This window comes from Pseudomonas sp. MF6755, from assembly GCF_016405635.1.
GTDB lineage: Bacteria > Pseudomonadota > Gammaproteobacteria > Pseudomonadales > Pseudomonadaceae > Aquipseudomonas > Aquipseudomonas haemolytica.
Genome location: NZ_JAEKDA010000003.1, coordinates 294,506 through 320,603, shown reverse-complemented (window position 1 = coordinate 320,603; position 26,098 = coordinate 294,506). Strand labels below are relative to the sequence as shown.

Below are 26,098 nucleotides of genomic sequence, written 5' to 3'. Positions count from 1 at the left end.
AACAGGTTGAATCAGGAGACCGCAGCCATGGACAAAGTCGTCGTCATCACCGGAGGCAGCCGTGGGATTGGCGCCGAGACGGCATTGCTGGCCGCTCGCGAGGGTTATCGCATCTGCATTAACTACCAGTCCGACGAACACGCCGCCCATGGCGTGCTTGAACAAGTGCGCGGCTTGGGCGCCCAGGCCATTGCCGTCCGCGCTGATGTGAGCAGCGAAGATGAAGTGATCGCCTTGTTCAATCGCGTGGATGCCGAACTGGGCCGTGTCACGGCGCTGGTCAATAACGCTGGCACCGTTGGGCATAAGTCGCGGGTCGACGAGATGTCCGAGTTCCGTATCCTGAAAATCCTGAAGACCAATGTGCTGGGCCCGATCCTGTGCGCCAAGCATGCGGTGCTGCGCATGTCGCCCCGGCATGGCGGGCAGGGTGGCAGTATCGTCAACGTGTCGTCGGTGGCGGCGCGCCTGGGATCGCCGGGTGAGTATGTCGACTATGCCGCCTCGAAGGGTGCGCTGGATACCTTCACTATCGGCCTGTCGAAAGAGGTCGCGGGTGAAGGCATTCGTGTCAACGCGGTACGCCCCGGCTATATCTTTACTGATTTCCACGCCCTGAGCGGTGACCCTGACCGGGTCAGCAAGCTGGAGTCCGGCATCCCCATGGCCCGTGGCGGACGCCCGGATGAGGTGGCAGAGGCGATTATCTGGTTGCTGTCGGACAAAGCATCGTACGCAACCGGAACCTTTGTGGATCTGGGCGGAGGGCGCTGAATAGCAACGCCGAAGGCATTGCGCCGTCAAAAAGATCGCACGATCCGCCCCAACGTCTCCATGGCCTTTTCCGACGCCTCCGACCACGGGCTGCCATAGTTCAAGCGAATGCAATTCCTGAACCGCCGGGTGGCGGAAAATATCGGCCCCGGTGCGATGCTGATGCCCTGGGCCAAGGCCATCTGGAACAACTTCAGCGAGTCGGTCTGCTCCGGCAGTTCCAGCCAAAGGAAGTACCCGCCTGCCGGCTGGCTGACCCGTGTCTGGGCTGGGAAGTAACGGGCGATGGCCGCCAGCATGGCGCTTTGCTGTTCTTCCAGGGCATAGCGCAGTTTGCGCAGATGCCGGTCATAGCCGCCGTGTTGCAGGTAGTCGGCAATTGCCGCCTGGGCCGGCATCGACGGGCACAATGAGGTCATCAGTTTCAGGCGCTCGACCTTCTGCGCAAAGCGCCCGGCCGCCACCCAACCGACGCGATAACCCGGTGCCAGGCTCTTGGCAAAGGAACCGCAGTGCATCACCAGGCCCTCGGTATCAAAAGCCTTGGCCGGTTTGGGAGCTTGCTGCCCGTAGTACAACTCCGCATAGACGTCATCTTCGATCAGCGGTACCTGATGGCTACGCAGCAGTTCCACCAGCGCCTGTTTTTTTGCTTCCGGCAGTGTGGCGCCCATGGGGTTCTGGAAGCTGGTCATGGTCCAGCAGGCCTTGATCGGGTAGCGCTCCAGACTTTGTGCCAAGGCATTCAGGTCGATGCCATCGCGCGGGTGCACGGGGATTTCCACGGCCTTGAGCTTCAGGCGCTCCAGCACTTGCAGGCAGGCGTAAAACGCCGGTGCCTCGATGGCGACCAGGTCGCCCGGTTCGGTCACGGCCTGCAGGCACAGGTTCAGGGCTTCGAGGGCGCCGTTGGTGATCAGCAACTCTTCCATGGGCAGCATCAGACCGCCAACCATATACCGCAGGGCAATCTGCCGGCGCAGTTGCGGGTTGCCCGGTGACATGTCGGTGACGACCAGGCGTGGGTCCATTTCGCGGCTGGCACTGGCCAGGGACCGAGCCAGGCGCGGCAGTGGAAACAACATCGGGCTGGGGAACGCCGAACCGAAGGGCACGGTGTTGGGGTCCTTGATGGAATCCAATACCGAGAACACCAGCTCACTCACGTCCACGTCGGTTGACTCATGTACCTGCTCGCTCACCACCGGCTCGGAAAACGGGCTCGGTGCGTGGGTGTTGACGAAGTAGCCGGAACGCGGTCGTGCGCGAATCAACCCACGACGCTCCAGCAAGTAGTAAGCCTGGAACACCGTCGAAGGGCTGACGCCGTAGGTCTGGCTGGCATAGCGTACTGAGGGTACGCGTTCGCCAGGGCCGAGGACGCCGGAGCGGATCAGTTCTGCGATGTCGTCGGCGAATTTTTCGTAGCGTTTCATGGCGGCCTTAAACAGGTTTTTCTGTGTGTACGCTGGGTAAATGTGGGAGCGGGCTTGCTCGCGAAAGCGGTGTGTCAGTGACGCAGATATAACCTGACGCGGCGCTTTCGCGAGCAAGCCCGCTCCCACATTTGATCTCAACCCATCCAGATAGATTTCAGCGATTCAACGGCGCGACAAAACGACTGTCTGCAGCGCTGTAGATCCAGGGTTCATCCACATCCGTGACTTTGAAGCGGATAGTCTGCGAACTGCTCACCGGTTTGTCCGCCAGCAATGCCACCGACACCGGTACATCGACGATTTCCCCCGGCGCCAGGCTGACCTGGGTCTTGCCTTGCAACTGGAAGCCTTCGGCATCCACCAGTTCCAGGCGATAGTCCTGGCGCTGTTGGGTCTTGTTGATGACCTTGAGGCTGTAGATGTTTTCGATCAGGCCCTGACTGTTCTCGCGGAACATACCACGGTCCTTGGTCACGTCCAGCGACACCATCGGCCGTCCGATCAAGGCCACCACCAACGCGGCGATCATCACTAGCAGCACGGCACTGTAGCCGATCAGGCGTGGCCGTAGCAGGTGAGTTTTGCCGCCTTGCAGTTGGTGTTCACTGGTGTAGCTCACCAGACCACGGGCATAGCCCATTTTGTCCATGATCGAATCGCAGGCGTCGATGCACGCCGCGCACCCGATGCATTCCATTTGCAGGCCGTCGCGGATATCGATGCCGGTGGGGCATACCTGCACGCACAGCTGGCAGTCGATGCAGTCGCCGAGGCCGACATCTGCAGGCTGCACGTCGCGTTTACGCGGGCCACGGCGTTCGCCGCGGGCAGGGTCGTAGGAAATGGTCAGGGTGTCCTTGTCAAACATCACGCTCTGAAACCGTGCGTAAGGGCACATGTGCATGCACACCGCTTCACGCAGCCAGCCGGCATTGATGTAAGTGGCAGCCGTGAAAAACAGCACCCAGAACAGGCTCACACCGCCCATCTGCCAGGTCAGCAATTCGGCGGCGAGCGGGCGGATAGGCGTGAAGTAGCCGACAAATGTCAGCCCCGTCAACACGCTGATACCCAGCCACAACGTATGTTTGGCCGAGCGCCGCGCCAGTTTGCCCAAGCTCCACGGTGCGGCTTGCAGCTTGATGCGTTGGTTGCGTTCGCCCTCGGTGACCTTTTCACACCACATGAACAGCCAGGTGAACGAGCTTTGCGGGCAGGTGTAGCCGCACCATACGCGGCCGGCAAACACCGTGATCGCAAACAGGCCAAAGGCGCAGATGATCAGCAGCGCCGACAGCAGGATGAAGTCCTGGGGCCAGAAGGTGGCGCCGAAGATGTGGAACTTGCTTTCGGCCAGGTCCCACAGCACGGCTTGGCGGCCACCCCAGTTCAGCCACACAGTGCCGAAAAACGCCAGGAACAGCAGGCCGGCACCGCCGACGCGCAGGGTGCGGAATAAGCCAGTGAAACTGCGGGTATGGATCAGGTTGTCGCTGGATTTGGCCTTCACCTTCTTTGGGTGTATGGGCTCAAAGGTTTCCACGGTTGGGATTCGTTCGCTCATGGTCGTTCGCTCATCAGCCTCCATCAGGCCGATGAACTATGGGCGACAGACTGTTTGCATAACAGACTCAGGTGTGACGATAAAAAGCAGATCAGATGGGTATCGAACATCTATCTGCGTCAATGTGCTGCACCCCGGGGCCGCTGGGGTGCAGGGGCTTTCGATGTGTGCTGATACAGATCAATTAAATCAGCGAACCAGGTTCTTCGGCCTTCACATGGTTACGGCCATCAATGGCCCCCGCGACCGTCAGGGCGTCCGCCTCGACTTCGGTGATGTAGATGCGCTCGCCGGCCAAGTCGACATAAGACATGGCCTTGCCATCGTCAGTGAGGATTTTTACCCGGGTGGCTGGCAGGCTTTGTTCCTGGCCGTTCTCGTCGAGCTTGAAGTAGCACAAACCATTTTCAATACGTACGGTCATGGCGATCTCCTTCCTATGGGCTATATACCGTTAGGCGACTGCCATGTGGGCGGGTTCCAGGCAACTGACTGGCGGTCTGAGCTGTCCATGCTTTATCCATAATAAAAAGGAGTGCGTCCATGGACGCTTGGTGGCAGCAAGTGTGGCAAACCCTGCAAGCCGAATTCGCCGATATCGGCGACGCCCGGCAGCTCACACAAATAACCGTACGCCTGCTGATCGCCGCGATCCTTGGCGGCATCCTGGGTTTCGAGCGTGAGCACAAAGGCAAGGCGGCCGGGGTGCGCACCCATATGCTGGTGGCCTTGGGCGCAGCGCTGTTCGTGTTGGTGCCGCAAATGTCCGGCAACCAGGCGGACGCCATGAGCCGCGTAGTGCAGGGCGTGATTGCAGGGATTGGCTTCCTCGGTGCCGGCACCATCCTCAAGGGCAAAGAGGACGAAGAAGGCCATGTCAAGGGCCTGACCACCGCGGCCGGGTTGTGGATGACCGCTGCCATTGGCGTGGCAGCGGGAATGGGCCGTGAGTCGACGGCGGTACTCAGCACGCTGCTGGCACTCGCGGTGTTCAGCGTGATGCCACGGGTGGTCAAGCTGCTGGAGAAGGGCGAGTGAACAGGCTCAGGTGGTGAGGTTGCTGTACCTCACCTCACCGAAGACTTTCACCACGAAGGGCGGCTCTCCGGGGTTGCCGGCAATCATCACCACGCTTGTATTATTCGCCGGGCTGTAGTGAATCTGCACCTCGCCACTGGCTCCGGAAAAATTCTCTACCAATTTCAATGGCTTGTTGCCAAGTTGGTTTCGAATTGCGGATACAACCAGTTTGTCTTTGTTGTGGTCAAAATCAATCACCTCTTTGGGCGCGTCGAAGTTTGACTCGCGGATACTGTGGAAGGTGAAGGTCTGGCCTTCGTCATACCTGGGAATACTGTTGTTTGTATTGCTTGTATTGCTTGTATTGCTTGTATTGCTGTTGCTGTAGTCCTTGTTGGGTTTGAGATTGTCCGCAGTGGGTGGTGGGCTCTCTGGTTGAGGGGTGGGTTCGCTGACTTCCAGTCCCTTGCCTATATCGAACAGGGCCGAGGCGAGAGGTGTACTTTTGCGTACTCGCTGCTTGGCATATGACTCCTCAATGCGCATCTCACTCTCTATTTGCCTGACCTGGTTGGCACTTTCCTCGGGATCAGAACTGGAAGTGCGATCGCGGATCTCTTGAGGGCTCAGGCCAGGGCTCGGGATATGTGAGGAACGGTCATGAATTGTCTGCAGGCTTGACTGATCTAAACGTGCCTTCACTTCGGTAATCAGTTTGCGCGCTTCATCTGCATTCGGGCCTTGCAGCAATGCCTTGACATTCTCCTTGCTCAACAGGCTACGGATCTCGGCCAACTGCCTGGCGGTCTCCGGAGAGTGTGGCTCGCGCAGCATCTGCGTGATGTTCTCCCGGCTCGTGAGTTCACGAATGCGATTGAGCTTGGGCGTGTCGGCACCAGGTGCTGGCGGCTCTGCGTTCGATGTGGGGGCAGCACCGGGCGTAGTTTGGGTTTGCGGTGCTTTGGGAGCTTCAGCACCGGGAGCCTGCGCTTGTGCGTTTGTGTTAGGGGCAGGGTTGGGCACAGTTGGGGTTTGCGGTGCCTTGGGCGCTTCAGCACCGGGAGCCTGCGGTTGTGCGTTCGTAGCAGGTGCAGGGGTGGGAGGCGTTAAGGTTTGCGGTGCCTTGGGGGCGTCAGAGGGATGTCTGTCGGGCTGTTTCCTGCGCATGATTCCGCTGGGGCCGGCCCTCAATAAATCGTTCAATGCCTGTCGATCAATGGCCAATGGTTGTTGTATGCCGGAAATATTCGAGGTTTGGGGCAGCATTGAGATGGTCATGGAAATTACTCGCTTCAGGGACTGGATAATGTGCGGCCAGCAGGGCGGGTCAGCTCGCGTGAGCTGAATCTATCTTGACCATCGAGCGGGCGATCTCGGCGCTGTCTGTGAAGTGGGTGGGAAATATCGACGGTGCTTGCCCGCGATGATGTTGATCGCGGGCAAGCGTACGCGGGTGGCGGAGTCAGACGATAACGGGTGGCATCGTCGTAGGTGGCTCCTGCACGGGTGGCGGCTCGCTGTCAGGCGGCTCCTGCTCGGGAATGGGTTCCGGTTCGGTGGGTGGCAGTGCCGGGTCGTCGATATTCGGATCTTCGGGTTCAGGTGGTATCGGGATATTCATCGGTGTGGCCTCCTTTGTGCTTGGCTCTATCGGTGGACCCTTGCCTGGGGGAATTGATTCCCCGCCCAGTGGCGGCATATCCACCTGAACTTTTGAACGGCACCCAGGCTCGGACCTTATACGGCCCTGCTCAGGGAGAGCCTCGCCGTCTTTGAATTCGGATCAAGCCAAGAGCGTCCACAGGGCGTAAGGGGAAGATGCTCGATGACTGCTGAAACACTGGTTCCAGAAGACTCCACATTGCCGCTGTCCCAAGCATTGTTGTTACCCAGGATCGCTATCGAAAGCACCATGCCGGTGATCGACAACGGCGAGTTCGCCGTCAAGGCCGTGGTTGGCCAGCGGGTTAATGTCACCAGCAAGGTGTTCGCAGACGGCCACGACAAACTGGCAGTACTGATCCGCTGGCGCGCCCGGGAGGATGAAAGCTGGCACAGCGTGGTCATGACCGATGTCGGCAACAATGGCTGGGAGGGTGCGTTCACTGTCGCTCAGCAGGGCCCGCATGAATACTGCATCGAAGCCTGGATCGATACGTTCGCCAGCTTCTGCTACGAGCTGCGCAAGAAACATGAGGCCGGTGTGCCGGTCAGCCTTGAGCTGCAGGAAGGCCGCAGCCTGGTATTGCAGGCCGCCGAACGCAGCGACAACGAGCTGCGCGACCGCTTGATGCTGTTGCACCACGAGCTCTCGGGCCTGCTGGAAACCGAGCAGGTGGCGTTGTTCCTGCACGAAGACAGTGCACACCTGATGACCCAGGCCGATCACCGCGCCTACCTGAGTGTCAGCCCGGTGTACCCGGTTGATGTGGAGCGTGAAGCGGCGCAGTTTGCCAGTTGGTATGAGCTGTTTCCCCGCTCGATTACCGATGATCCAGCGCGCCACGGAACCTTCAACGATGTGCACTCGCGTTTGTCGATGATCCATGACATGGGCTTTGACGTGCTGTACTTCCCGCCGATCCATCCCATCGGCCGCAGCCATCGCAAGGGCAAGAACAACTCACTGACTGCCGGCCCCGATGATCCGGGCAGCCCCTATGCCATCGGCAGCGAGGAGGGCGGTCACGAGGCAATCCACCCGCAGTTGGGCAGCCGTGATGATTTCCGCCGCCTGGTACAGGCCGCCGCCGACCATGGCCTGGAAATCGCCCTGGACTTCGCCATCCAGTGTTCCCAGGACCATCCATGGCTCAAGCAACACCCGGGCTGGTTCAACTGGCGCCCGGACGGCACGATCAAATACGCGGAAAACCCGCCGAAAAAGTATCAGGACATCGTCAACGTCGATTTCTACGCGGCGGATGCGATTCCAAGCCTTTGGACCGAGCTGCGCGACATTGTGGTGGGCTGGGTGGAAGAGGGCGTGAAGACCTTTCGCGTCGACAACCCCCACACCAAGCCGCTGCCGTTCTGGCAATGGCTGATCAGCGATGTCAGGGCCAGATATCCTGAGGTGATCTTCCTCGCGGAAGCCTTCACCACCCCGGCCATGATGGCGCGCCTGGGCAAGGTCGGGTATTCCCAGAGTTATACCTACTTTACCTGGCGCAACACCAAGGCTGAGTTGAGCGAATACCTGACGCAGTTGAACCAGTCGCCGTGGCGCGAATGCTACCGACCGAACTTCTTCGTCAATACACCGGACATCAACCCTGGCTTCCTGCACCAGTCCGGGCGCCCCGGCTTCCTGATTCGCGCGGCGCTGGCGACCATGGGCTCGGGCCTGTGGGGCATGTATTCGGGCTTTGAAGTGTGCGAAGCGGCGCCGGTACCGGGCAAAGAGGAATACCTGGATTCGGAGAAGTATGAGATCCGTCCACGCGACTTCACTGCGCCCGGCAACATCATTGCCGAGATAGCCCAGCTCAACCGCATCCGGCGGCAGAACCCGGCGCTGCACACGCACCTGGGGCTGAAGCTCTACAACGCCTGGAACGACAACATCCTGTATTTCGGCAAGCGCAGTGAAGATGGCAGCAACTTCATCCTGGTGGCGGTCAACCTCGACCCCTTCAATGCCCAGGAAGCCCATTTCGAGTTGCCATTGTGGGAGATGGGCCTGCCGGACGATGCCCAGACCCAGGGCGAAGACTTGATGAACGGCCACCGCTGGACCTGGCATGGCAAAAACCAGTGGACGCGGCTGGAGCCGCAGATGCCGTTCGGGATCTGGCGCATTACCGTTTCCTAGACAAGTGGAGATCAAAATGTGGGACCGTCCACCGTGCGAATTTTAGTGTTTTCAGGAGTTTCCAATGGCGAAGAAACCCAAGACAGCCACCTTTATCAAAGACCCGCTCTGGTACAAGGACGCGGTGATCTACCAGGTTCACGTCAAATCCTATTTCGATTCCAATAACGATGGGATCGGTGACTTTCCCGGGCTGATCGCCAAGCTCGACTACATTGCCGACCTCGGCGTGAATACTATCTGGCTGCTGCCGTTCTACCCCTCGCCGCGCCGCGATGACGGCTACGATATTGCCGAATACCGTGGCGTACACAGCGACTACGGGACCATGGCCGACGCCAAGCGCTTTATTGCCGAGGCCCACAAACGCGGGCTGCGGGTGATCACCGAGTTGGTGATCAACCACACCTCCGACCAGCACCCCTGGTTCCAGCGTGCACGCAAGGCCAAGCCGGGCTCGGCGGCGCGGGACTTCTACGTGTGGTCGGACGATGACCAGAAGTACGACGGCACGCGTATCATTTTCCTTGATACCGAGAAGTCCAACTGGACCTGGGACCCGGTGGCCGGCCAGTACTTCTGGCACCGCTTCTATTCGCACCAGCCCGACCTCAACTTTGATAACCCGCAAGTCATGAAGGCGGTGTTGTCGGTGATGCGCTATTGGCTCGACCTCGGGATCGACGGGCTGCGCCTGGACGCCATCCCGTACCTGATCGAGCGTGACGGTACCAACAACGAAAACCTCGCGGAAACTCACGACGTCCTCAAGCAGATCCGCGCCGAGATCGACGCCCATTACCCCGACCGGATGCTGCTCGCCGAAGCCAACCAGTGGCCGGAAGACACCCAACTGTACTTTGGCGACAAGAAGGGCGATGACGGCGATGAATGCCATATGGCCTTTCACTTCCCGCTGATGCCACGCATGTACATGGCGTTGGCCCAGGAAGATCGCTTCCCCATCACCGATATTTTGCGCCAGACCCCGGAAATCCCCGCCAACTGCCAGTGGGCGATCTTCCTGCGCAACCACGATGAGCTGACCCTGGAAATGGTCACCGACAAGGAACGCGACTACCTGTGGAACTACTACGCCGCCGACCGCCGCGCCCGTATCAACCTCGGCATCCGTCGACGCCTGGCGCCGTTGATGGAGCGCGATCGCCGCCGCGTGGAGTTGCTCAACAGCCTGCTGCTGTCGATGCCCGGCACGCCGACCCTGTATTACGGCGATGAAATCGGCATGGGTGACAACATCTACCTGGGCGACCGTGACGGCGTGCGTACGCCGATGCAATGGTCCATCGATCGCAATGGCGGCTTCTCCCGCGCCAACCCAGCCAGCCTGGTGCTGCCGCCGATCATGGACCCGCAATACGGCTATCAGTCGGTCAACGTCGAAACCCAGGCCCAGGACCCGCATTCGCTGCTCAACTGGACCCGGCGCATGCTTGCGGTGCGCAAGCAATCCAAGGCGTTTGGCCGTGGCAGCCTGAAAATGCTCTCGCCAAGCAATCGTCGGATCCTCGCGTATACCCGTGAGTACACCGGCGAAGACGGCCGCAGCGAGATCATCCTGTGCGTGGCCAACGTTTCACGCAGCGCCCAGGCCGCAGAGCTGGACCTGTCGGCCTTTGCCGGCATGGTGCCGGTTGAGATGCTCGGCGGGAATGCCTTCCCGCCCATCGGCCAGCTGAATTTCCTGCTGACCCTGGCACCTTATGGTTTCTATTGGTTTGTGCTGGCGGCGGAAAATCAGATGCCCAGTTGGCATGTGGAACCGGCGCAAAGCATGCCGGACTTCACCACACTGGTATTGAAAAAACGCATGGAAGAGTTGCTCGAAGAACCTTGCCGCACCAGCCTGGAGCAGACTTCACTGCCGGCCTGGCTACCCAAGCGTCGCTGGTTTGCCGGCAAAGATACGGCCATCGACAGTGTGCATATCGCATACGGCGTACGCTTTGGCGACCCGCAGCATCCGGTGCTGCTCAGTGAAATCGAGGTCACCAGTGGCGGCCAGGTCAGCCGTTATCAATTGCCCTTGGGCTTTCTTGGCGAAGACCAGTTCACCAGCGCCTTGCCCCAGCAGTTGGCCCTGGCCAGGGTGCGGCGCACCCGACAGGTGGGGTTGGTGACCGATGCCTTCAGCCTTGAGCATTTTATACGCGAGGTGATCCAGGCCATGCAGGTGGGTACCGTGCTCAACTGCAGTGAGGGCGATCTGCGTTTTGAGGCGACTGCGCACTTGGCCGGGCTGCAACTGAGCGACGAATCCGCGGTGCGTTACCTGTCCGCCGAGCAGTCCAACAGTTCGGTGGTGGTGGGCGAGAGCCTGGTGCTCAAGCTGATTCGCAAAGTCAGCGCCGGGGTGCACCCGGAGCTGGAAATGAGCGCTTACCTGACCGCCGCCGGCTACCCGAATATCTCGCCATTGCTGGGCTCCATGAGCCGTCGCGACGGGCAAGGGCAGGACAACCTGTTGATGATTGCCCAGGGTTACCTGAGCAACCAGGGCGACGCCTGGAGCTGGACCCAGAATAATCTGGAGCGGGCGATCCGCGACGAACTGGCCGAAGCCATCTCGGAACAGGAGCAGCACTACAACGCCCTGGGTGAACTGGCAGATTTCGCCGGGTTGCTCGGCCAGCGCCTGGGAGAAATGCATGGAGTCCTGGGCGCGCCGACGGCCGACAAGGACTTCAAGCCCGAGATCACCACGGCCAAGGACACCCAGGCCTGGGCCAAGGATGTCGGCGCCCAGATCGACCGTGCGCTGCAACTGCTCAAACTTCATCAAAGCCAGTTGAACCCCGCTGATCAGGCACTGGTCAGTGAGTTACTGGCGCAGAAAAAAGCCATCGCCGGGCATGTCCAGGCGTTGGCGAAGGCCACGGCAGGTGGGTTGCGTATCCGCGTGCATGGGGACTTGCACCTGGGCCAGGTGCTGGTGGTCAAGGGCGATGCCTACCTGATCGACTTTGAAGGCGAACCGGCGCGGCCGTTGCGTGAACGACGCGGCAAGCACAGTCCGTATAAAGATGTGAGCGGCGTGTTGCGCTCCTTCGATTACGCGGCGGCCATGGCCCTGAATGTGCAAGGGGTGGATCACTCGCCAGCTGCGGACATTGCGCGTAAACGCGTGACCGATCGCTACCTGAATGAAGCCCGCCAGGCATTTACCCAGGCTTATCAGGCCGCTACGTCTACACTGGCGCATGACTGGCAGGACGCCAACGGCCAGGGCGCGGCGCTGACCTTGTTCAGCCTGGAGAAGGCTGCGTACGAAGTGGCCTACGAAGCGGAAAATCGCCCGACCTGGTTACCGGTGCCCCTGCAGGGGTTGCACGGTTTGCTCAGCGGGCTAACACCTAAATCGAAACCTGTACGCGGTGGGGAGACGTCATGAGTTTTACACATAAAGAACCGCTGCAGCCCAAGTTGACTGCATTGCCGGCGTCCAAGGACGTCGAAGCGTTGGTGCGCGCCGAGCACCCTGATCCATTCTCGATCCTGGGCCCGCATGACGACGAACAGGGCGGCCAGTTTATCCGCGCCTTTGTGCCGGAGGCGCTGAGCGTCCAAGTGCTGAGCCGCGATGGCAATGAGACCCTTGGCAGCCTGGAAGCGACTCAAGTACCAGGGTTGTTTGTCGGGCAGTTCAGCACGCGCCAGCCGTACCTGTTGAAAATCCAATGGGCCGGCGGCGAGCAGATTACCGAAGATCCCTACAGCTTCAGCCAATTGCTGCTCGGGGAAATGGACCTGTACCTGTTTGCCGAGGGCAATCACCGTGACCTGGGCAGTTGCCTCGGCGCCCAGGTGAGCAGCATCGACGGTGTAGAAGGGGTGCGCTTTGCTGTATGGGCGCCGAATGCGCGGCGGGTCTCGGTGGTGGGTGACTTCAATATCTGGGACGGCCGCCGCCATCCGATGCGCCTGCGTCATCCGTCCGGCGTGTGGGAGATCTTTATTCCACGCCTGCAGCCCGGTGCTGCCTACAAATACGAAATTCTCGGCGCCCACGGGATCCTGCCGCTCAAGGCCGACCCCATGGCCCTGGCTACCCAATTGCCGCCCGACACCGCTTCGAAAGTCGCCGCGCCGCTGCAGGTGGACTGGCAAGACCACGAATGGATGCAGGCTCGTGGTGACAAACAGAAATCCACGGCGCCGCTGTCGATCTATGAGCTGCATGTGGGCTCCTGGCAGTGCGAACTGGATGAGGCCGGCGAAGTCGCCCGCCAGTACGGCTGGCGTGAACTGGCCGAGCGTTTGATTCCCTACGTACAGGAACTGGGCTTCACCCATATCGAATTGATGCCGATCATGGAGCACCCTTTTGGCGGCTCCTGGGGCTATCAAGCCTTGTCACAGTTCGCCCCGAGTGCGCGCTTTGGTTCGCCGGAAGATTTCGCCTGGTTCGTCAATGCCTGCCATCAGGCCGATATCGGCGTGATCCTCGACTGGGTGCCGGCGCATTTCCCCACTGATACTCACGGCCTGGCGCAATTCGACGGCACGGCGCTGTATGAATACGCCAACCCGCTGGAAGGCTTCCACCAGGATTGGGACACGCTGATCTACAACCTGGGCCGCACCGAAGTCCACGGCTTCATGCTGGCGTCGGCCTTGCACTGGCTCAAGCATTTCCATATCGATGGCCTGCGCGTGGATGCGGTGGCGTCGATGCTGTACCGCGATTACTCGCGCAAGGCCGGAGAGTGGGTGCCCAACCGCCATGGCGGCCGAGAGAACCTGGAGGCCATCGACTTCCTGCGGCACTTGAACGACGTGGTCGCTCTGGAAGCGCCGGGGGCCTTGGTAATTGCCGAGGAATCCACGGCCTGGCCCGGGGTCAGCCAGCCGACGCAACAGGGGGGGCTGGGCTTCAACTACAAGTGGAACATGGGCTGGATGCACGATTCCCTGCATTACATCCAGCAAGATCCGGTGTACCGCGCCCATCATCACAACGAGCTGAGTTTTGGCCTGGTATACGCCTGGTCCGAGCGCTTTATCCTGCCGATCTCCCATGACGAAGTGGTGCACGGCAAGCATTCGTTGATCGACAAGATGCCTGGCGACCGCTGGCAGAAGTTCGCCAACCTGCGCGCCTACCTGAGCTTCATGTGGATGCACCCGGGCAAGAAGCTGCTGTTCATGGGGTGCGAGTTTGGGCAATGGCGCGAGTGGAACCACGACCAGCAACTGGATTGGTACTTGCTGCAATACCCCGAGCACCGTGGCGTGCAGAAACTGGTGGGCGATTTGAACCGCCTGTACCGCGAGGAGACGGCGCTGCATGAACAGGATGATGCGCCTCAGGGCTTCCAATGGCTGATTGGCGACGACGCGATCAACAGTGTCTACGCCTGGCTACGTTGGAGCAAAGACGGCCAGCCGGTGCTGGTGGTCGCGAACTTCACTCCGGTACCGCGTGAAGGTTATGCGGTGGGTGTGCCGTTCGGCGGGCGTTGGAGCGAGGTCATCAACAGTGATGCGGATACCTACGCCGGCTCCAATTACGGCAATGGGGGAGAGGTGTTTGCCCAGGACGAGCCGCGGCATGGGCAACCGGCATCACTGTCGTTGAACCTGCCGCCGTTGGGGGTGTTGATTCTGCGCCCGCAAGTGCTTTAAGGGCTCTACCTTGCTGGATGCAGTTGTCCGGGCTACTGGCAGGGTGCCACAATGGCGCCTATGTCATAGCAGTCGAAACAGGCGGATTGCATGAACAGCTTCAGTCGTGTGCAGGATCAGGATGGCGTTATAGAGGAGCAAGTGCGAACGGACCGTTTGCACCAGCTGTTCCGTCAATCCTTCTCTGCGGTGTTCGGCAGTTACCTGGGCGCCGCCATGCTCTGCTGGCTGTGTTGGAACCGCTTCGACCACAGGGTCATGCTGGTATGGCTGGTACTGCTGGCGGGCACGTCGCTGTTACGACTGAAGATGTTCGCGGACTGGTTTCGTTGTCCTGATAGTGAACGCACGCCCGCTCGCTGGGAGCGGCGTTATTGGGTCACGTTGATGTTATCGGCTGGCGTCTGGGGCGCGGGTGCGTTGGCGGTCATGCCCACCGACGACCGCGTGTCCCAGGTGCTGGTCATGCTGTTTACCGTGGGTATGTCGGTCAGCGCGGTGTCCTGTTACTCGGCGTACCGCTACATGACGCTTAGCTCCATGGCTATGGTGCTGCTGCCGTGTACGCTGTGGTTGCTGTTCCAACCGTCATCGATGCAAGTGGGCGTGGCAATCGCGGTGCTGGTGTTCTCCACGTTTGTAGTGAGTGCCACGCGCAAACTCTCCGATGCCCTGGAAAAAGCCTTCCGCCTGACTCGGCAAATGGAACGTGCCAACACGATTTCCACCCATGCCGCCCAGACCGACGAACTCACAGGTCTGATGAACCGTCGTGCCTTCTTCGAACATGCCCAGTTACTGTACGCACAGTGCCGGCAGAACCAGCAGCCGCTGTGTGCGCTGATGCTGGACATGGACCATTTCAAACGCATCAACGACACCTACGGCCACCAGGCCGGCGACCAGGTGTTGCGCCAGATCGGCGGGGTGATCAGCGCTTCGTTTCGCCAAGCCGATGTATCCGGGCGCCTGGGCGGCGAAGAGTTTGCCGTGCTGCTGCCCAATACGTCCCTGGAAACTGCTCGGGATATCGCTCAGCAACTGATCGAGGCGATTGCCGGTCTCAGCGCTGAGCCGGTGCAGGGTTTGACCGCGAGCCTCGGGGTGGCCTCGACCCAGGGCCACGAGCACGACCTGCACGGCTTGATGAACAATGCCGATAAAGCGCTGTACCGCGCCAAGTTCCTGGGCCGCAATCAAGTCGTTGTGGCGCAGTAGCGTCAGTCTTTGAACATGGCCTTGGCCAAGGCACGGGCGACTTGGTCGGCAGAGTAGGGCTTGGCAAGGAATTCGAAACCTTCATAGCCACTGTCCGCCAGTTCTTCGCTGTAGCCCGAAGTGAGCACCACCGGCAGGTCCATGCGGCGTTCGCGCAGGAGCTTGGCCATCGCGACACCGGTCATCCCTGGCATCACTACATCCGAGAAAACCGCATCGAACGCTGTGGCGTCCGGGCCTGCGAGGGTCAGTGCCTGGCGGGCGTCGGTCGCCCAGGTGGTCTGATAGCCCAGGTCCTGGAGGATCTGGCTGGCGAAACGCCCCACTTCCAGGTTGTCCTCCACAATCAGCACATGGCGCTGGACATTGTCCGGCAGCGTCACGAGTGGGTCGCGAGTGGGCGGTGGTGGCTCGGCCTGGCTGTCCACTTGCGGCAGGTACAGGGTAAACACGGTGCCTTGGCCGAGCGTACTGCACACATCGATATTGCCGCCCGATTGCTTGGCAAAGCCAAACACTTGGGACAAGCCCAGGCCAGTGCCTTTGCCCACAGGCTTGGTGGTAAAGAACGGTTCGAAAATGCGCTCGAAGGTGTCACTGGCAATACCCGTGCCGGTGTCTGCCAGGGAAATCGTGACGTAGGGCAGGCGCGACGCGGCATCCCCACGGATACGCGGCAGAGCCTGGTACCCGGCGACCTTCAGGGTCAACGTGCCTTGCCCGTCCATGGCATCGCGGGCGTTGAGGGCGATGTTGATCAGTGCGGTTTCAAATTGGCTGGGGTCGATACGAGCGTGGCAAGGCAGTTCGGGCAATTGCACCTGCACATGAATGCGCGCCCCGGTAACGCTCTCAAGCATCTCGCCGATGTTCTGCACCCGTTGGCCGACATCGAACACCTGCGGGTTCAACGGCTGGCGGCGGGCGAAGGCGAGCAACTGGCTGGTCAGCTTGCTGGGCCGCTCGACGGTGTCGGAGACGGCGCTCATGTAGCGTTGGCGGCGTTCTTCCGACAAGCCGGGCTGGCGCAGGAAGTCTACAGAGGAGCGAATGATGGTCAGCAGGTTGTTGAAGTCGTGGGCGACACCGCCGGTCAGCTGGCCGATGGCTTCGAGCTTTTGCGACTGGCGCAGCGCGGCTTCGGCCTTGGCCAGTGCCAGGGTACGTTCTTCTACCCGCTGTTCCAGGGTGGCGTTGAGTTCGGTATATGCCGCCAGGCCTTCGCGTACGGCGGCGTCGGCGCGCACGCGTTCGATGTGTGCCCAGGAGCGTTCGGTGACTTCTCCCAATAACGCAAGGTCGTAGGACGACCAGTGGCGGGGCAATTTGTCATGCACGGCCATCAACGCAGTGAGCCGCCCATCCTTGATCAGCGGCACGCAGATGGTGGCTGTTACACCCAGGGCCTGGAAGGTTGCCGATTCATCGGCCGGTAGTTCGGTCAGGTTGTTGCGGATCACCAGAGGCTGGCCTGCGCGCAGGCAGGTCACGGCGCGCGCTCCGAACGCCGCCAGGCTGTAATGACCAATGATGCTCGACGAACCCTGCGCCGCCCAGTTGCCGCGGATGGTGAAGCCGTCTTCATCGGCATCCATGTCGGCATAGGCACAAATGGAAACCTGCAGGTGCTGCGCCAGCAGTTGGGTGGTGGCGGTCAGGATTGCTTCGGCGTCCGTGGCGTTGGCCACGGTGCTGCCAATGGCATCGAGCACCGCCAGGCGCCGGGCGAGGAATACGGTGGAGGTGGTCTCGGTCACCGTATCGAGCATGCCGACCACCTTGCCTCGGGAATCCCGGATGGGGCTGTAGCAGAAGGTGAAGTACGCTTGTTCCGGTGCACCATCGCGTTCGATCAGCAGCGGGAAGTTTTCGATGTAGGTGGCATGCCCCTCGAACGCAGCGCTGGCGATAGGGCTGATGTCGCTCCACACCTCATGCCACACCTCGTTGAACGGGCGGCCCAGCGCTTCGGGCTTGTTACCCAGTATCGGCGTGAACGCATCGTTATAGAGCGTAATCAACTCAGGTCCCCAAACGATGGCTTGGGGAAATCGAGAAGCGAAACACAGCGCGACGGTGGTTTTCAACACATCGGGCCACTGCTCTAGCGGCCCCAGGGGCGTACTGGCCCAATCATGTTGGCGCACCCGCTCGGCCATGTCGCTGCTGCCTTGCAGCCAATTCATCATTGGGTCAACACCTTAATTTACAACGGTTTGACTGTTGCCTGAAACGTCAGGTTGCCAGGCTACAGACCTGTACGATCGCCGCCAGTTCAGCGCGCGATTATCCAGGCGATGTCATTTTGATGCTACCTCCGTTGAAATAGATGAATACATTGATTTTTTGGGGGCCGCTGCCCAGGGTTTATTGGGCAGCGAATACCCCTGTCCAGTAAATGCCCGCATCACTTTTCGGGTCCATCGCGTAGGCGGCACCCAATTCACGAAATTGCGGGTTCATCAGGTTGGCGCAATGGCCGGGGCTGGCGAGCCAGCCGTCGACGACCTTGCGCGGGGTATCAAGGCCAGCAGCGATGTTCTCGCCGATGTTCTTCGCGATATACCCGGCCAGCTCGGCGCGGTCGCCAGGTGTACGGCCGTCGTGGTCGAGGTGGTCGAAGAAGTTGCCGTTGGCCATATTGCGTGTGTGACTATTGGCCGCGCTGGCCAGGGTGTCGTTCCACGATAGCGGGGTGGTCGCGGTGAATGCCTGGGTGCCGCAGGTGCGCGGTTCTGCGCGCGCGGCATTGACCAGGTTGAGCAATTGCTTGCCTTCGGTCTGCCAGTCGCCCAGGCCACTGGTCAGCAGCGGCCGCGCCAGCACGATGCGCCAGTCCTGGCCGCTGTTGCTGACGCCGATGTCGACAAATTGCGGGTCCAGCACTACGCGGCAAAAGCTTTCGCGCACCGCTTTCATGGCGGCGTCGGCATCCTTGGGCCCGGACAGGCTGATCGCCTGCACGTTAACCATGGGGTAGGCGGCCCGCGCCAGGGACTGCTGCAAATCGCCGACATTGGAGGCCGGCAGCACCAGGCGTGTGTCGCTGGTCAGCGGCGGCAGCTCCTGGGAGCCCTGGTCACCGCAGCGTTGTAGCTGGCTGCGGTACTGGTTGATCTGTTGTATCAACTGACTTTCTTCATTCGCCATCGCGCTGGCGCAGAACACCGTACTGGCGGCCAGCGTCGTAAGACCTATCATCAATGACAGAACGCGCATGGACGTTACCCTTGAGCTTGAAAGTGCCCATGATGCGCGATCCAGGTGCATCCATGCACCCGTTGATCCGAACTTTTTTCCTCAGTTCTTGAATGTCGAGTGTTTAGCGCCCTGATCACACAGGGCAAATACCACCACCAACAATGCAGAAACCGCGAGGATGATCACCACGCCATCGGTGGAGTGAGTGGCCGAGGCCGCCACCATCGACAGCGCGCCCAACGGTGCCAGGCCACCGGCAATGGCGGTACCGATTTCACGCCCGGTGCCGAAGCCCGAAGAGCGTGTCTGGGTCGGAAACTGTCGGCTCAGGAACGAGCCCTGTGGCGCAAACATCATCGGTGCAAGGATGCCGGTACCCACGCCGATGGCGAGGTAGATCATCAGGCTTTCACCACTGTTGAGCAGGGCCAGGAACGGATAGGCGAACAGCAATGAGCACAGCCCGCCGAGCATCAGCACGGCCTTGCTGCTCCACTTGTCGCACAGCCAGCCGAAGCAGGGCACGGCGACGATGGCGACCAGGCTGGCGATGGTCACCGACAGGGAGGTGACGTGCACATCCACGCCTTTGAACTGGGTCAGGTACGCCAGGGAGAAGGTCTTGAAGATGTAGCTCAAAGCGTTGTAGCCAATGGCGACGAAGAACACCACCGCCAGGCCCTTGAGGTCGTTTTTGAATAGCGCTTTGAGCGGTGATGGCTTGGCCTTGGCGGCTTCCTTGCTCAGCTCCTGGAACTGCGGGGTTTCCGGAATGCTGTTACGCACCCACAGGCCCACACCCACGAGCACGATGCTGCAGATAAACGGGATGCGCCAGCCGCCGGCCAGCAGGAACTCGTTGCCGTTGATGGTCAGCAGGTAAATGGTCAGCGACGACAACAGCAGGCCCAGGTTGAGGCCCAACGCCGGCCAGGCGCCCTGGCTGCCGCGCTTGCCCTGGGCGGCGTGTTCGTAGGAAGTCACCGCGGCGCCTGACAACTCGGCCCCGGCGCCCAGGCCCTGGATGATGCGGATGAACACCAGCAGGATCGGCGCCCAGATGCCGATGGAGGCGTAGCTGGGGATCAGGCCGATCAGCGTGGTGCACACGCCCATCAGGCAGAAAGTCAGCACCAGCACCTGCTTGCGCCCGAACTTGTCGCCCAGGTAGCCAAACAGGATGCCGCCGAACGGGCGGGCGATAAAGCCAATGGCAAAGGTGGAAAAAGCCATCAGCGTGGCCGTTTTCGGGTCGCTGTTATCGAAGAAGATCTTCGAGAACACAATAGCTGCCATGGTCGCGTACAAGTAAAAGTCGTACCACTCCAGCATTGAGCCAAAGATGGTGGCGGCGGCGACTTTGCGCAGGCGCTTGCGGGCTTGCTCGGGCGTTTCGGTACCGGGGATGGAGGCGGATGCCGTCATGCTGGACTTCCTTCTGGGTCTTTGTAGTTATTGTTGGGTGAACGGGCAGTGCGGGTATTACTGGGTGGTGTTACTGGGGCTGAAACAGGCGGTCGGCGATCATCGCGCCAATGGGCATGGCCGACGTGGCTGCCGGTGAGGGCGCGTTGCACACGTGGAGCATTCGCGAGGTCTGGGCGAACAGGAAATCGTGCACCAGGCTGCCGTCGCGCATGACCGCTTGGGCGCGGATCCCTGCCTCGTAGGGCAGCAGGTCGTCTAGGGTCAGGGACGGGCAATACTTGCGGCACTGCTCCAGGTAGCCGGACTTGAACAACGAATTCTTCATCTCGGTGGTGCCGGAGCCGAGGTTCTGCCAAATGGTTTTCCAGAAGCCCGGAAAGCTGGCGTACTGCGCCACGTCGCGCCAGTTCACCGAGAACTTGCGGTAGTTCTCGCGGCCCAGGCCGAGCACGGCATTCGGGCCGACGGTGACGCTGCCGTCGATCATGCGTGTCAGGTGCACGCCAAGGAACGGCAGCTCCGGGTCGGGAATCGGGTAGATCAGGTGATTGACGATGTTGTTCTTCGCCGCCGGCAGGCGAAAGTACTCGCCACGAAACGGGATGATCTGATGGTCGATGCTGATCCCGGCCAGGCGTGCCAGCCGGTCCGACTGCAAGCCAGCGCAGACCACAAGGTGGCGCGCCTGCCAGGTTTCGCCATGGGTATTGACGGTGACTTTATCGGTGTCTTCGTGGATGGCGGTCACCGTGCGCTCCAGGCAGATCTGCCCACCGTTGCGACGGATCACCTGGGCCATGGTCTCGCACACCTGGCGGTAGTCGACGATCCCGGTGGCGTCGAGAAACAACCCGCCCAGGCCGACGATGTTCGGTTCACGCTGGCGCAACTGTTTGGCATCCAGGCGCTCGACCTGCATGCCGTTGATCTGGGCGCGGGCGTGCAGGGCTTCCATCCGTTGCATTTCCAGGGGATTGGAGGCCACCAGCAGCTTGCCGCACACCTCGAATTTGATCCCGTGTTCGCGGCAGAACTGCTTGGTGGCTTCGGCGCCGCGCTTGCAAAGGTCGGCCTTGAGGCTGCCAGGGGCGTAGTAGATGCCCGCATGGATCACACCGCTGTTATGGCCGGTCTGGTGCTTGGCCAGTACCGACTCTTTTTCCAGGATCACCAGCGAAGCGCCGGGCTGGCGCTTGAGCAATTCCATGGCGGTAGCGAGGCCGACAATGCCGCCGCCGATGATGCAAAAGTCGTGAATCATTGCTGGAGTCCCTAAGGTTCTACATTTCAGTCTGCTTATCAGGTTGTCAGACTAATGTTTTTGTTAAAAAAATGGCGTGTCCAGGGACACGCAATAAAAACGGATCAGTGGGTTGTCGGCAGTTCCAGTTGCAGACGTCGTGCCGCCGCACGCAAATGCGCCTCGGCACTGGCGGCGGCGCGCTGGGCATCACCGTCGGCGATAGCCTGGTAGAGCTGCTGGTGTTCCTGGGTGGCGTCAGCCGAACCGGTAGCGAAGCGCGTGGCCGAGTTCTCCCAAGCGGTTTTGCGCGCACTGGCCAACTGGCTTCTGAGGAAGTCATGGAAAGCCACGAAGTAGTCATTCTTGCTGGCGTCGGCAATGGCGCGGTGGAATTCCACATCGGCCAAGGCTGCGGCTTCAAAGTCGTTACGGTTGTCCTGCATGGCCTGCAATGCGCTTTTCATACGTTGCAAATCGGCGGCGTCACGGCGCTGGGCAGCAATCGAGGCCGCCTGTGTTTCGATCCACAGGCGCACTTCGAACATCTGCGCCAGGTCAGGCCGCCGTCCGTTCTGCTGCGGGAAACGGAATACCGTGCCGGCAGGGGTCTGCGAAATGAATGAGCCTAGGCCGCGGCGGGCGGTGAGGACACCGTCGGCCTTGAGCTGGGCAATGGCTTCACGCACCACGGAGCGGCTGACGTTGAGTTGTTCGGCCAGTTGCTGTTCGGTCGGCAGGCGCGACTCCGGGGCCAGTTGGCCGGATTCGATTTCTGCGCGAATGGCGTTGACAACCCGTACGACAAGCGAATCGGGGCGCTGAAGCTCAAGCATGGGAAAACCCTGGTGATCAGGTTGTCAGACAATAGTCGTTACGATTTTACCTTGTCAATATGTGTCTCATGCGCGCCGGTGGGCGAGGCGGGTGCCGAGGGCGGCCGTCAACGGGTACAATCGCCGCCGCCTTGACGCCCAGCCCCAGGAATTTGCATGTTCAGCCTTACCCGCTACACCACGCCGTGCCCTGAATCGGTCAACAGCCAGATCCTGCAGATGGTGGTGGACAACCTCACCGACATCAGCAGTGTGGCGCTGGCGCCGAGCAACTTGCTCTACAACATCTACCAGTACGCCATCGGGTTTGAGGTGCATCTCTACCTCGAAGCGCTCAATGGCGAAAAGGGCATTGCCGTCGAGTTGGTCGTGGCCATGCAAGAAGAACGGGTTGTCGGCTTTTGCCTGTACCTGCCGGTAAAGGACGACCTACAGGCCTGCGGCATTGCCTTCATGGCGGTGCAGGCCGGTTTTCGTCGCCAGGGTGTGGCGCGGGGCATGCTGGGCGAGGTGCTGGCGCGCTATCCCCATGCCGAACTGGCCTGCTCGGTGGAGAAGGTCTCGGTATTCGAGGCTTTGGGTTTTCAAGTGCGCGGTGCGCGTGGCACGCAAGTGTTGATGAACACCCGTGACTACGGCACTGATGGGCTGATGGGGGTGTTGGATGTGGCGGCGATCTATAGCTCGCTGGAAGTGCGCCAGATCCATACCTACCTGCTGCAAAAGCACGGCAAGCGCGCCATGGTCGACGCAGAGAAGCAGCGTGACCGGCATCTGGATCAGTTGACGCGCAAGGTTCAGCTGTTCGTCCAGGGCCGTTTTCCTACTGCCTGACGCGATTGACCATTCCCAGTATGGTCGCCAGCAATTCCTGTTGGGCCTCTTCGCGGCTGATCTCGCCATTGGCCGCCGCATGGGACAGCGCTTCCGCCGCGCCAAGCATTGCCCGCAGGCCCGCCTGGGAAATGCTGCCACCGCAGGCGAATGGTGATAGCGCATCGCGGCACTTCTCGAGGAAGATCGCCTCATATTCACGCTTGATCGACTCCAGTTCAGGTGAGCCGCTCAGCGCCGCAATCACCCCCGGGATTTCCCGACCTTGCAATAACACGCAGTCGACATAAGACGAGGCGATCACCCAGGCCCGGTCCTCCAGCGTCGCGTTGCTGGTTTTGATTGCATCGGCAAACCCCTGGTCCTGGCGCTCGTCGAAATCGGCATACAGCGCGGCCAGCAACCCGGCGCGCGTGGTGAAGTGATCGTAAACCACCGGTTTGGTGACACCTGCCAGCTCCGCCAGACGGCCCAGGGTCAGGGCGTCGGTGCCTTCTGCTCGGACCAATTGCCAGGCCACATCAAGTAACTGACGCAGGCGACCTTCACGGGATAAACGGCGACGTGGGGCAGGGAATTCAGTGCTTGACATGCTTATATACCAAAAGTAACTTAATCGACGTAACTTACTAAAAGTAGATTAAGCCTAAAGGGAGTCAAAGTCATGCACGCATTGATCGTTGTTGCCCATCACGACCCGCAATCCCTCACCCATAGCGTGGCCCTTGAGGTCGGCGCCGGTTTGGCCGCCACCGGCCACACCTTCGAATTCGCCGACCTCGCCGCCGAAGGGTTCGACCCACGCTACACCGCCGCGGACCACCTGGTGCACCGTACTCGCGCAATGCCTCCGACTGACGTGCTGGCTGAACAGGCACGTCTTGAGCGCGCCGACGCCCTGGTCCTGGCGTTCCCGATTTACTGGTGGTCGATGCCGGCCTTGCTCAAGGGCTGGGTCGACCGGGTGTTCGTCAACGGCTGGGCGATCGACTATGGCCCCGAGACGCCCGTGGTGAAAAAATTGCAGCATTTACAGGTGCACCTGCTGGCCCTCGGTGGGGCGGATGAAAGCGCGTTTGATCGACACGGTTATGCCAAGGCCATGAACACCCAGATCGACTACGGCATCTTTGATTACTGCGGAGCGCCAGTGCTGACGTCCGAGCTGCTGTTGGATTCGGAAAGCGGTGCTGCCCAAGCGCATTTGCACAGGGCCAGGGCCGTGGGACAGGGAATGTTTCGGCGTGAGCCGGTAGCGGGATGATTCAAACGTCGCGAAACAGGTCGTGGGCATCCAGCAAGCGGTAGGCAATCTCCGGCCTTTTCTCCAGGCCGCGGCGAATAGACGCCGGGATTGCTTGCCGGGTTTTGCGGCACATGCCCGGCAGCTCGTCGATAACGATCTGGATCCCGCGCATGCTCTTGACCTCGGTATGCCCCGGCGCAATATGCACGCGAATGCCCAGTTGCTCGTACATCCGCTGTTGCAGGTGCTCCAAGTCTTGCAGGCTCTTGAGATTTTCAAGACGCTCGAGCAGGATTTTCTCCTGCTGTCGCGTCAGTTGGAGGATGCGCAGGTCAGCGCCGGGAGCTTCCAGCAGTTGTTCACGTTCGCAGACACAGGCGCCGGGAGGGCAGGGTTGGCGAATAGTCATAAGCGCTCCCGGCGAGTCGCAAAGGGTCAGTAACTTAACTGAACCCCAAGGCTACCCAAGGCTTTCCAGTACTCGGGGTAAGTCTTTGCCACGCAGTCCGGGTCTTGAATGCGAATGCCCGAGACTTTCAGCCCGGCCAGGGCAAAGCACATGGCGATGCGGTGGTCGGCGTGGGTGTCGATCAGCGCCGTGCACGAGGTGCCGGCCAGGGCCGGGTCGCTCGCTACCAGTAAGTCATCGCCCTCGATGGTCGCCAGGCCCGGGCGGATCTCATTGAGGCCGTCGTGCAGCGCCTGCACGCGGTCACATTCCTTGACGCGCAGGTTCGCCAGTTCAGTGAAGCGCACCGGGGTGTTGTTGAACGCTGCGAGTACCGCCAGGGTCGGGATGGCGTCCTGCATTTGTGAGCCCACCACCGTGGCCTGCATGTGCGGGAACTGGGCGATCACCGCCTGGGCTTGGGCGTCCGGCTGGGTGAAGTCCTGTGCCGCGACACCGATGTCGATACGGCCACCGGTCAGCACTTCGGCGGCCCACAGGTAGGTGGCGGCGGAGGCGTCGGGTTCGATCAGGTAATCATGGGCGGTGTAGCCGGTCGGGGCCACGCGCCAGGTGGTGTCGTCCACAGCTTCAACCTGGGCGCCGAACGCACGCATGCAGTCCAGAGTCAGGTCCACGTAGCCACGGGCGCCGATGTCCTTGCCGGTCAGTGCCACTTCAATCGGTGCCTCGCCACAGGCCGCGAGCATCAGCAAGGCCGATACGTACTGGCTGGACAAGCCGCCATCGATTTCAAAGCGTTTGGCTTGTACCTTGCCCACGCCGTGCACGGTCACCGGTGGGCAACCGGTGGGGCTGTCGACTTTTATACCGTTCTGGCCGAGGGTGGCCAGTAGCGGGCCGATCGGGCGTTTTTGCATGTACTCGTCGCCGTCCAGTACCACGGTGCCTTGCACGGTGGCCACGGCCGCAGTGAGAAAGCGCATGGCGGTTCCAGCGTTGCCGAGGAACAGCGGCTGAGCCGGCAATTGCAGCGAACCCTGGCTGGTGACGACGAAGGTGGTGTCGTCCGGCTCATCGATGCTGACGCCCATCTGGCGCAGGGCGACCGACATGTGGCGGGTGTCATCGCTTTTCAGCGCGCCGCTCAAGCGGCTGGTGCCCTTGGCCAGGGCGGCCAGCAACAGGGCGCGGTTGGTAATGGATTTGGAGCCGGGGGGCGCGACCTTGCCGTTGAGGGGAAAGTTGGGCGGTGTAACGGTCACGGTTTTCTGCGAACTCAAGGTACAAGGCTCCTGGTCAAGGCAAGGTGGTGTGGAGTGGCCGACGTGCGGACCTGAATAATCAGGCAAACACGCCATGCTTGTCGAGTGAGCAGGTGATCTGCATGACTTTTGGGGTATTGCGCAGGACCTGTGGCGAGGGAACT

Annotated in this window: 21 protein-coding genes; 8 read left to right on the top strand and 13 right to left on the bottom strand. The window is 60.8% G+C overall.

The features are described 5' to 3' along the window. Positions 1 to 27: 27 nt before the first annotated feature. Positions 28 to 774, top strand: a complete 747-nt coding sequence (locus JFT66_RS05525; protein ID WP_034119410.1) for an SDR family oxidoreductase — start codon at positions 28 to 30, stop codon at positions 772 to 774. Between the two features lie 26 nt (positions 775 to 800). Here the strand turns inward: JFT66_RS05525 and mapR are convergent, their stop codons facing one another. The 3 genes from mapR to JFT66_RS05510 form a co-directional block, all read right to left on the bottom strand. After that, positions 801 to 2,210 (bottom strand): GntR family transcriptional regulator MpaR, encoded by a 1,410-nt coding sequence (gene mapR / locus JFT66_RS05520; protein ID WP_153839924.1) that lies wholly within the window; start codon positions 2,208 to 2,210, stop codon positions 801 to 803. Between the two features lie 157 nt (positions 2,211 to 2,367). Then, a complete protein-coding gene (ccoG, locus tag JFT66_RS05515; RefSeq protein WP_153839923.1) occupies positions 2,368 to 3,777 on the bottom strand; it encodes a cytochrome c oxidase accessory protein CcoG in 1,410 nt (469 codons plus the stop codon). 184 nt (positions 3,778 to 3,961) lie between these two features. Continuing rightward, a complete protein-coding gene (locus JFT66_RS05510) occupies positions 3,962 to 4,201 on the bottom strand; it encodes a DUF3203 family protein (protein WP_034119413.1) in 240 nt (79 codons plus the stop codon). A 119-nt stretch (positions 4,202 to 4,320) separates the two neighbouring features. On the opposite strand from JFT66_RS05510, the gene JFT66_RS05505 reads away from it, so the two are divergent. Next, the gene (locus JFT66_RS05505) at positions 4,321 to 4,815 is read left to right on the top strand and encodes an MgtC/SapB family protein (protein ID WP_034119414.1); all 495 of its coding nucleotides are present in this window, start codon (positions 4,321 to 4,323) and stop codon (positions 4,813 to 4,815) included. A 6-nt stretch (positions 4,816 to 4,821) separates the two neighbouring features. Here JFT66_RS05505 and JFT66_RS05500 read toward each other — a convergent pair whose 3' ends face one another. Together JFT66_RS05500 and JFT66_RS05495 are read right to left on the bottom strand one after the other, a co-directional pair. After that, the gene (locus JFT66_RS05500; protein ID WP_152612348.1) at positions 4,822 to 6,075 is read right to left on the bottom strand and encodes a M10 family metallopeptidase C-terminal domain-containing protein; all 1,254 of its coding nucleotides are present in this window, start codon (positions 6,073 to 6,075) and stop codon (positions 4,822 to 4,824) included. A 184-nt stretch (positions 6,076 to 6,259) separates the two neighbouring features. After that, the gene (locus JFT66_RS05495) at positions 6,260 to 6,418 is read right to left on the bottom strand and encodes a hypothetical protein (RefSeq protein ID WP_198858932.1); all 159 of its coding nucleotides are present in this window, start codon (positions 6,416 to 6,418) and stop codon (positions 6,260 to 6,262) included. A gap of 204 nt (positions 6,419 to 6,622) precedes the next feature. Here JFT66_RS05495 and JFT66_RS05490 point away from each other — a divergent pair, with 204 nt between their 5' ends. The 4 genes from JFT66_RS05490 to JFT66_RS05475 all read left to right on the top strand — a co-directional run bounded on the left by JFT66_RS05490 (position 6,623) and on the right by JFT66_RS05475 (position 15,475). Continuing rightward, a complete protein-coding gene (locus JFT66_RS05490; protein WP_034119415.1) occupies positions 6,623 to 8,611 on the top strand; it encodes an alpha-1,4-glucan--maltose-1-phosphate maltosyltransferase in 1,989 nt (662 codons plus the stop codon). A 64-nt stretch (positions 8,612 to 8,675) separates the two neighbouring features. Then, positions 8,676 to 12,023: a maltose alpha-D-glucosyltransferase gene (treS, locus tag JFT66_RS05485; RefSeq protein ID WP_198858931.1), complete on the top strand. Its 3,348-nt coding sequence runs from the start codon at positions 8,676 to 8,678 to the stop codon at positions 12,021 to 12,023. Continuing rightward, complete coding sequence (gene glgB / locus JFT66_RS05480; RefSeq protein WP_198858930.1) at positions 12,020 to 14,257, top strand: 1,4-alpha-glucan branching protein GlgB; 2,238 nt, start codon at positions 12,020 to 12,022, stop codon at positions 14,255 to 14,257. Before treS ends, glgB begins: the two co-directional genes overlap by 4 nt. Before the next feature lie 90 nt (positions 14,258 to 14,347). Beyond that, positions 14,348 to 15,475, top strand: coding sequence for a GGDEF domain-containing protein (locus JFT66_RS05475; RefSeq protein ID WP_198858929.1), 1,128 nt, complete (start codon positions 14,348 to 14,350; stop codon positions 15,473 to 15,475). A gap of 2 nt (positions 15,476 to 15,477) precedes the next feature. Here JFT66_RS05475 and JFT66_RS05470 read toward each other — a convergent pair whose 3' ends face one another. The 5 genes from JFT66_RS05470 to JFT66_RS05450 all read right to left on the bottom strand — a co-directional run bounded on the left by JFT66_RS05470 (position 15,478) and on the right by JFT66_RS05450 (position 22,180). Next, positions 15,478 to 17,664, bottom strand: coding sequence for a GAF domain-containing protein (locus JFT66_RS05470; RefSeq protein WP_198858928.1), 2,187 nt, complete (start codon positions 17,662 to 17,664; stop codon positions 15,478 to 15,480). Between the two features lie 178 nt (positions 17,665 to 17,842). Further along, positions 17,843 to 18,694, bottom strand: coding sequence for a CAP domain-containing protein (locus JFT66_RS05465; protein ID WP_198858927.1), 852 nt, complete (start codon positions 18,692 to 18,694; stop codon positions 17,843 to 17,845). Positions 18,695 to 18,775: 81 nt separating this feature from the next. Further along, positions 18,776 to 20,101, bottom strand: a complete 1,326-nt coding sequence (locus tag JFT66_RS05460) for an MFS transporter (protein ID WP_198858926.1) — start codon at positions 20,099 to 20,101, stop codon at positions 18,776 to 18,778. Between the two features lie 70 nt (positions 20,102 to 20,171). Then, a complete protein-coding gene (gene lhgO / locus JFT66_RS05455) occupies positions 20,172 to 21,365 on the bottom strand; it encodes an L-2-hydroxyglutarate oxidase (RefSeq protein ID WP_153872084.1) in 1,194 nt (397 codons plus the stop codon). 104 nt (positions 21,366 to 21,469) lie between these two features. After that, on the bottom strand, positions 21,470 to 22,180 hold the full coding sequence (locus JFT66_RS05450; RefSeq protein ID WP_034119423.1) for a FadR/GntR family transcriptional regulator: 711 nt from the start codon (positions 22,178 to 22,180) through the stop codon (positions 21,470 to 21,472). Between the two features lie 156 nt (positions 22,181 to 22,336). Between JFT66_RS05450 and JFT66_RS05445 the strand changes: the two genes are divergently transcribed. Beyond that, the gene (locus JFT66_RS05445; protein WP_153839917.1) at positions 22,337 to 23,014 is read left to right on the top strand and encodes a GNAT family N-acetyltransferase; all 678 of its coding nucleotides are present in this window, start codon (positions 22,337 to 22,339) and stop codon (positions 23,012 to 23,014) included. Here the strand turns inward: JFT66_RS05445 and JFT66_RS05440 are convergent. Further along, positions 23,004 to 23,606 (bottom strand): TetR/AcrR family transcriptional regulator, encoded by a 603-nt coding sequence (locus JFT66_RS05440; RefSeq protein ID WP_153839916.1) that lies wholly within the window; start codon positions 23,604 to 23,606, stop codon positions 23,004 to 23,006. The genes JFT66_RS05445 and JFT66_RS05440 overlap by 11 nt on opposite strands. Positions 23,607 to 23,678: 72 nt before the next feature. On the opposite strand from JFT66_RS05440, the gene JFT66_RS05435 reads away from it, so the two are divergent. Further along, positions 23,679 to 24,278 (top strand): NAD(P)H-dependent oxidoreductase, encoded by a 600-nt coding sequence (locus JFT66_RS05435; RefSeq protein ID WP_153839915.1) that lies wholly within the window; start codon positions 23,679 to 23,681, stop codon positions 24,276 to 24,278. 1 nt (position 24,279) lies between these two features. Here JFT66_RS05435 and JFT66_RS05430 read toward each other — a convergent pair whose 3' ends face one another. After that, positions 24,280 to 24,669 (bottom strand): hypothetical protein, encoded by a 390-nt coding sequence (locus JFT66_RS05430; protein WP_034119427.1) that lies wholly within the window; start codon positions 24,667 to 24,669, stop codon positions 24,280 to 24,282. Positions 24,670 to 24,695: 26 nt separating this feature from the next. Continuing rightward, positions 24,696 to 25,952 carry a 3-phosphoshikimate 1-carboxyvinyltransferase gene (locus JFT66_RS05425; RefSeq protein WP_198858925.1) on the bottom strand — a complete coding sequence of 419 codons (1,257 nt, stop codon included), beginning with the start codon at positions 25,950 to 25,952 and terminating at the stop codon, positions 24,696 to 24,698. Between the last annotated feature and the right edge of the window lie 146 nt (positions 25,953 to 26,098).

Coding starts and splice junctions, on each gene's coding strand:
- JFT66_RS05445 (WP_153839917.1), top strand. CDS start 22,337: ATGTTCAGCCTTACCCGCTACACCACGCCGTGCCCTGAATCGGTCAAC.
- lhgO (WP_153872084.1), bottom strand. CDS start 21,365: ATGATTCACGACTTTTGCATCATCGGCGGCGGCATTGTCGGCCTCGCT.
- JFT66_RS05465 (WP_198858927.1), bottom strand. CDS start 18,694: ATGCGCGTTCTGTCATTGATGATAGGTCTTACGACGCTGGCCGCCAGT.
- mapR (WP_153839924.1), bottom strand. CDS start 2,210: ATGAAACGCTACGAAAAATTCGCCGACGACATCGCAGAACTGATCCGC.
- JFT66_RS05505 (WP_034119414.1), top strand. CDS start 4,321: ATGGACGCTTGGTGGCAGCAAGTGTGGCAAACCCTGCAAGCCGAATTC.
- JFT66_RS05440 (WP_153839916.1), bottom strand. CDS start 23,606: ATGTCAAGCACTGAATTCCCTGCCCCACGTCGCCGTTTATCCCGTGAA.
- ccoG (WP_153839923.1), bottom strand. CDS start 3,777: ATGAGCGAACGAATCCCAACCGTGGAAACCTTTGAGCCCATACACCCA.
- JFT66_RS05475 (WP_198858929.1), top strand. CDS start 14,348: ATGAACAGCTTCAGTCGTGTGCAGGATCAGGATGGCGTTATAGAGGAG.
- JFT66_RS05525 (WP_034119410.1), top strand. CDS start 28: ATGGACAAAGTCGTCGTCATCACCGGAGGCAGCCGTGGGATTGGCGCC.
- JFT66_RS05470 (WP_198858928.1), bottom strand. CDS start 17,664: ATGATGAATTGGCTGCAAGGCAGCAGCGACATGGCCGAGCGGGTGCGC.
- JFT66_RS05435 (WP_153839915.1), top strand. CDS start 23,679: ATGCACGCATTGATCGTTGTTGCCCATCACGACCCGCAATCCCTCACC.
- JFT66_RS05490 (WP_034119415.1), top strand. CDS start 6,623: ATGACTGCTGAAACACTGGTTCCAGAAGACTCCACATTGCCGCTGTCC.
- JFT66_RS05450 (WP_034119423.1), bottom strand. CDS start 22,180: ATGCTTGAGCTTCAGCGCCCCGATTCGCTTGTCGTACGGGTTGTCAAC.
- glgB (WP_198858930.1), top strand. CDS start 12,020: ATGAGTTTTACACATAAAGAACCGCTGCAGCCCAAGTTGACTGCATTG.
- JFT66_RS05460 (WP_198858926.1), bottom strand. CDS start 20,101: ATGACGGCATCCGCCTCCATCCCCGGTACCGAAACGCCCGAGCAAGCC.
- JFT66_RS05510 (WP_034119413.1), bottom strand. CDS start 4,201: ATGACCGTACGTATTGAAAATGGTTTGTGCTACTTCAAGCTCGACGAG.
- JFT66_RS05500 (WP_152612348.1), bottom strand. CDS start 6,075: ATGACCATCTCAATGCTGCCCCAAACCTCGAATATTTCCGGCATACAA.
- JFT66_RS05430 (WP_034119427.1), bottom strand. CDS start 24,669: ATGACTATTCGCCAACCCTGCCCTCCCGGCGCCTGTGTCTGCGAACGT.
- JFT66_RS05495 (WP_198858932.1), bottom strand. CDS start 6,418: ATGAATATCCCGATACCACCTGAACCCGAAGATCCGAATATCGACGAC.
- treS (WP_198858931.1), top strand. CDS start 8,676: ATGGCGAAGAAACCCAAGACAGCCACCTTTATCAAAGACCCGCTCTGG.